This window comes from Actinacidiphila oryziradicis, from assembly GCF_005047355.1.
Taxonomy (GTDB): Bacteria; Actinomycetota; Actinomycetes; order Streptomycetales; family Streptomycetaceae; genus Actinacidiphila; species Actinacidiphila oryziradicis.
In genome coordinates this window covers 1-4,670 of the sequence record NZ_SUMC01000237.1, presented here as the reverse complement: position 1 = coordinate 4,670, position 4,670 = coordinate 1, and the positions used below count along the sequence as shown (strand labels likewise).

General features: G+C 67.8%; 4 protein-coding genes. 3 read left to right on the top strand and 1 reads right to left on the bottom strand.

Annotated elements, in window-relative coordinates:
* Nucleotides 1-163: 163 nt before the first annotated feature.
* The 3 genes from FCI23_RS54125 to FCI23_RS54115 are packed head-to-tail and all read left to right on the top strand — an operon-like array spanning nt 164 to nt 4,055.
* Nucleotides 164-1,285: a tyrosine-type recombinase/integrase gene (locus FCI23_RS54125; protein WP_136731549.1), complete on the top strand. Its 1,122-nt coding sequence runs from the start codon at nt 164-166 to the stop codon at nt 1,283-1,285.
* Nucleotides 1,285-1,626 (top strand): helix-turn-helix domain-containing protein, encoded by a 342-nt coding sequence (locus tag FCI23_RS54120; RefSeq protein ID WP_211265894.1) that lies wholly within the window; start codon nt 1,285-1,287, stop codon nt 1,624-1,626. Before FCI23_RS54125 ends, FCI23_RS54120 begins: the two co-directional genes overlap by 1 nt.
* A complete protein-coding gene (locus tag FCI23_RS54115) occupies nt 1,623-4,055 on the top strand; it encodes a phage integrase family protein (RefSeq protein ID WP_136731547.1) in 2,433 nt (810 codons plus the stop codon). The genes FCI23_RS54120 and FCI23_RS54115 overlap by 4 nt, the downstream gene beginning before the upstream one ends.
* On the opposite strand, the gene FCI23_RS54110 is transcribed toward FCI23_RS54115, so the two are convergent.
* Nucleotides 4,021-4,563: a GNAT family N-acetyltransferase gene (locus FCI23_RS54110; protein ID WP_246144910.1), complete on the bottom strand. Its 543-nt coding sequence runs from the start codon at nt 4,561-4,563 to the stop codon at nt 4,021-4,023. The genes FCI23_RS54115 and FCI23_RS54110 overlap by 35 nt on opposite strands.
* Nucleotides 4,564-4,670 lie beyond the last annotated feature (107 nt).

The following is a 4,670-nucleotide window of genomic DNA, read 5'->3' as shown; positions in this document are numbered from 1 at the left end:
AACCCTCGGGAATTGCATCAGACGGGTGAGAACCCGCAGGTCACGAGGTCAGAGCGCGGTCCGACGGGGTCTCCATCCTCCTACAACTTGGCGGCCTGAGCTGGGAGTTTGGCAATTAGTTCCCATCTGATGCAGGATTTGCCCTCTGGAAGGGAGGGCGAAAGTGGGTCTTCAGCGACGTGCCGACCTGGCGGGGGCGGCCCATCTGGAGCTGGTCTCCGGAGTGGTCCAGCTGCGTCCGCAGGACGCGATGGTCGAGGCGATGCTGCGAGGCTGGCGGGCCCAACAGGCAGCTCGTGGGCTCCGCGAGGACACGGTCACTCCCCGAGAACGACTCGTGCGCCGGTTTCTAGAGCACACCAACGAGTACCCGTGGGCCTGGACACCTGGCCACGTGGATGAGTGGTCACTGTGGCTGACCAGCGAGAAGCACCTCGCGTCCTCCACCATCCGCAGCTACCAGGGCAGCCTGCGCCTGTTCAGCGAGTTCCTGATCGACGGCCGTTACGGCTGGGCGGTGGCCTGCGAGGACGCCTTCGGCACCCACCCGGTGGCTATCTGCCACGAGTGGAACACCATCGCCCACCTCAACGACTACGAGGGCCGCCCCGAGGCGAGGCCGTTCACCCGCGAGGAGATTCAGCGCTTCCTCGACTACGCCGACGACCAGGTCGAACGGGCGGTACGGGCCAAGCGCAAAGGAGCCCTCGCCGCCTACCGCGACGCCACCCTCTTCAAGGTCATCTACGGATGGGGGCTCCGCCGCACCGAGACGTCCAAACTGGATGTGGTCGACTTCGGGCGGAACTCGAAAGCTCCGCAGTTCGGCCGGTACGGAACGCTCAACGTCCGCTACGGCAAGGCTAAGAAGGGCCAGTCGCCCCGACGTCGGAACGTGCTGTCAGTGATGGACTGGGCGGTGGAGGCGGTCGCCGACTATGTGGAGAACGTACGGCCGCGGTTCGGCTGCGAGGACCACCCCGCGCTGTGGGTGACCGAGCGGGGCGGCCGGGTCAAGCCGACAGAGATCAACGCCCGGTTCGTCGCCTACCGCGACGCCCTGAAGCTCCCAAAGGAGCTGACCGTCCACTCCGCTCGCCACGCCTACGTCACCCACCTCACGGAGGACGGGGTTGACCGGCGGTTTCTACAGCAGCAAGTCGGTCACGAAAATGACAGCTCCACCGCCATCTACACCCACGTCAGCGACGACTTCATGAACACCATGCTCCACAAGGCACTTGCTCCCGCGCTCGCCCCGACCTCCGCAGACAAGGACCGCTGATGGCCGCGAAGCTGGACTACCACTGGCACCTGCGCAAAATCATGGCCGACCGCGGGCTCTTCTCCACCACCGACCTCATCCCGCTGCTGGACGAACGCGGCATCACCCTGTCCTCCAGCCAGGTCTACCGGCTCGTCGTCGAGCGCCCCGAACGGCTCAGCCTGAAGATCCTCATGGCCCTGCTCGACATCCTCGACTGCACCATGGATAACCTCATCGAGCCGGTGGCCGCAGCCAGTGCCGAATCAACTACCCGGACAAAGAAGGCTGTTGGCGCAGAGGCCGGCGTCGGTGACCTGCGGCCCAAGCGAGCCCGCATCCGCGGCCTCGAGAAGTCGTGACCGCACCCGGGCGTCCCGATCTAGCCGTCGTCGACCCGATCGGACTGATCGTGGGCCTGGTCACGGCCGTCGAACATCAGCTGGAGCCCGACCGGATCCGCACCGTGGTCATCAGCGTCGCGGGCGGCCGCGCGAAGTCACGCCGCCTCGCGGCGCATCTGGCCGAGCATCCCAGCGTGCTGGCCGACGGCTGCTCTCCGGCGCCCAGGGCCGTCGGTGACCTGCTCATCGCCATGCGTGAGGCCGGAGCCCAGGCCATCTCGCCGCCGTGTTGCGCCGAGTGCGGCAGACAGTTGCGCACCCTCCAGCGCCGTGGCCAGGACTGGTACTGCTGGAACTGCGGACCACAGCCCGAGCTCTGCGCTGCCTGCGGAAACACCCGCCGGGTCGCTTCACGCGACCGGGCCGGGCAGCCACGATGCGGCAAATGCCCGGACACCGACGGACGCGACCCCATCGCGGTGATCGGCGCCCTGATCGCCGAACTGGACCCGCAAGCCGGGCAGGAAGTGATTGCCGACGCGGTCCACCGATCGGCACCCCGACCCTCCTACCAGCAGAAACTCGCCTGGGCCCTGGAATCCCATCCCGCCCTGCTGACCGGGGACGGCCACCTCGCACCCCACCGCGCGATCCTCCGGCTGATCGACTTGCTGCACGAGGCCGGCGTCGCCGGGATCGTCCGGCCGTCCTGTCCCGGCTGCCACAGAGTCGTACGCATCGACAAGCCCCTGGACGGACAGCGGGTCTGCCGCACCTGCATCGCCCACTCCCGCATCGAGGAGTGCTCAGGCTGCGGAGCCCGCCGAGAGCCTGCCACCCGTGACGACCAAGGTCGGCCGCTGTGTCCGAACTGCCTGGTCAACGACCCGGCGAACCTGGAGCCCTGCATCAACTGCGGCAGACGAAAAGTCGTGAACACCCGCACGCCGGACGGTCCTCTCTGCTCGGGCTGCCCCTCCCTGCCCACCGCGACTTGCAGCATCTGCGGCGAGGAGAAGCCCTGCGGCACCTCACGCACCACGGGCCGAGCGTGGTGCCCAGACTGTCAGCGCCACTCCTCGCCGTGCTCGGCCTGCGGAGGCGTCGCGGCGGTCGTCTCCGGCACGCTCGACCAGCCCCTTTGCGCGGACTGCACCGCCCCTGAGGTCTGGCACACCTGTCCCACCTGCAACGACCCCGACTACCCGCACCCCGGCCAGTGCGCCCGCTGCCTCATTAACCGGCACCTCAACGAACTGCTGGGCCCTCCGTCCAATGCCCTCCACCCCGGCCTCGAAGCCCTCCGGCGCAACATCTCCACCACCGAGCACCCCATCACCGCCAGGCGGTGGCTGAACAAGCCGTCCGTCTCCCCGGTCCTGTCCGACCTCGCGGCCGGCCGACGAGCCCTCACCCACGAGGCCCTCGACGAATTGCCCGACAGCCCGCCCCTCGCCCACCTCCGCCAAGTCCTGGTCGGCGTCGGCGCCCTGCCCGAGCGCGACGAGTACATGGTCCGCCTCGAACGGTTCCTCACCGACCTCCTCGCATCCCAGCAGGACCCCGGGCAACGCAAAGTCCTGCATCAGTACGCGATCTGGCACCTGGTCCGGCGACTTCGCCGACGCAACAACGGCCGCCCCATCACCCCGCAGCAGTTCATATCCGCACGCCAACGCACCCACGCGGCCGTCGCCTTCCTGAAGTGGCTGAAGGCCCACGACCTCACCCTGGACACCTGCCGGCAGGCCAACCTCGACCGGTGGCTCACCGACGACTCCGCCACCTACCGACAAACGGCCGGGCACTTCATTCGCTGGGCTCGCACCAACAAGCTCACCACCGTCCACGTCCCCGCCATCCGCTGGAACGGCCCCACGCAGCCGCTCAATAACGAGCATCGATGGAACGTCGCACGCCGGCTCCTGCACGACGACACCCTCAAGCCCGAAGACCGCCTCGCAGGGCTGCTTCTTCTCCTCTATGCCCAAGGGGCAGCAGCAATCGGCCGGTTGACCATCGAGGACGTCGAGATCGGCGCTCAGGAGGTACGTCTCCACCTCGGCGACGCACCCGTCCAGCTGCCCGAGCCCGTCGCCGAACTGGTCCGGGTCGTCGCTGCGAACCGCAAGGGCCACGCGACCATTGGGGCCCTGGCCCCATCACCCTGGCTCTTCCCCGGGGGCCAGCCCGGACGGCCGATCAGCACCACACAGCTGACACAGCGCCTGAATCAGCTCGGGATCCGGCCCAATGAGGCCCGCAGCACCGCGCTCTTCCAGCTCGCCACCGAGATCCCCGCCGCGATCCTCGCCCGCACCCTGGGCATCCACACCGACGTCGCCGTCGCCTGGCAACGTCTCTCCGCGGGCGACTGGGCCAACTACGCCGCCGAAGTCAGCCAGCGGCCAGTCAGGACAGATCAATCCCCAGCATCGAATACATGATCATGTCTCGACGCTCCTCACCCACCTGCTGCCAACTGCGAAGCAGGCCCTCACGCTGGAAGCCCACACGCTCAGCCGTCCGCTGTGACGCGGCATTCCACGGCTCGACATACAGCTGAAGACGGGGAATCTGCAGGTCACCAAGGGCCCAGGCAGCGACCGCTCGAAGGGCTTCCGCAGCAACCCCCTGGCCACGAGCTGACCCGACCACCCAGTAGCCCAGCGACGCGCGGCCCTCGTTCGACTCTCTCAGCCACAGGCCGACCGTCCCGAGCGGCCGACCGTCCTCAACCCGCACGATGACGAACGGATACCCACTACCAGTAGACGCCCGCTCCCACTGCCGTCGGACGAAGGCTTCGCCCGCCTCCTGCGAGTACGCCGACGGGACGGTCGTGATCAACGGGATGTAATCGTCGCTCGACGCCTCCCGGACGAGAGGCAGATCGCCGAGCTCCCAGGAGCGGAGCACGAAACTGTCGCCTGAAACCAAGCGCGGGACGTCCAAGGGGGCAACCATGATCGCATCCTGCCGGGATCCCCACCGGGACGCACTCCCATTTCACCGCTGTGACCAAGGCATTCGGACAGTTCCGATACCCGACGTCACCATTA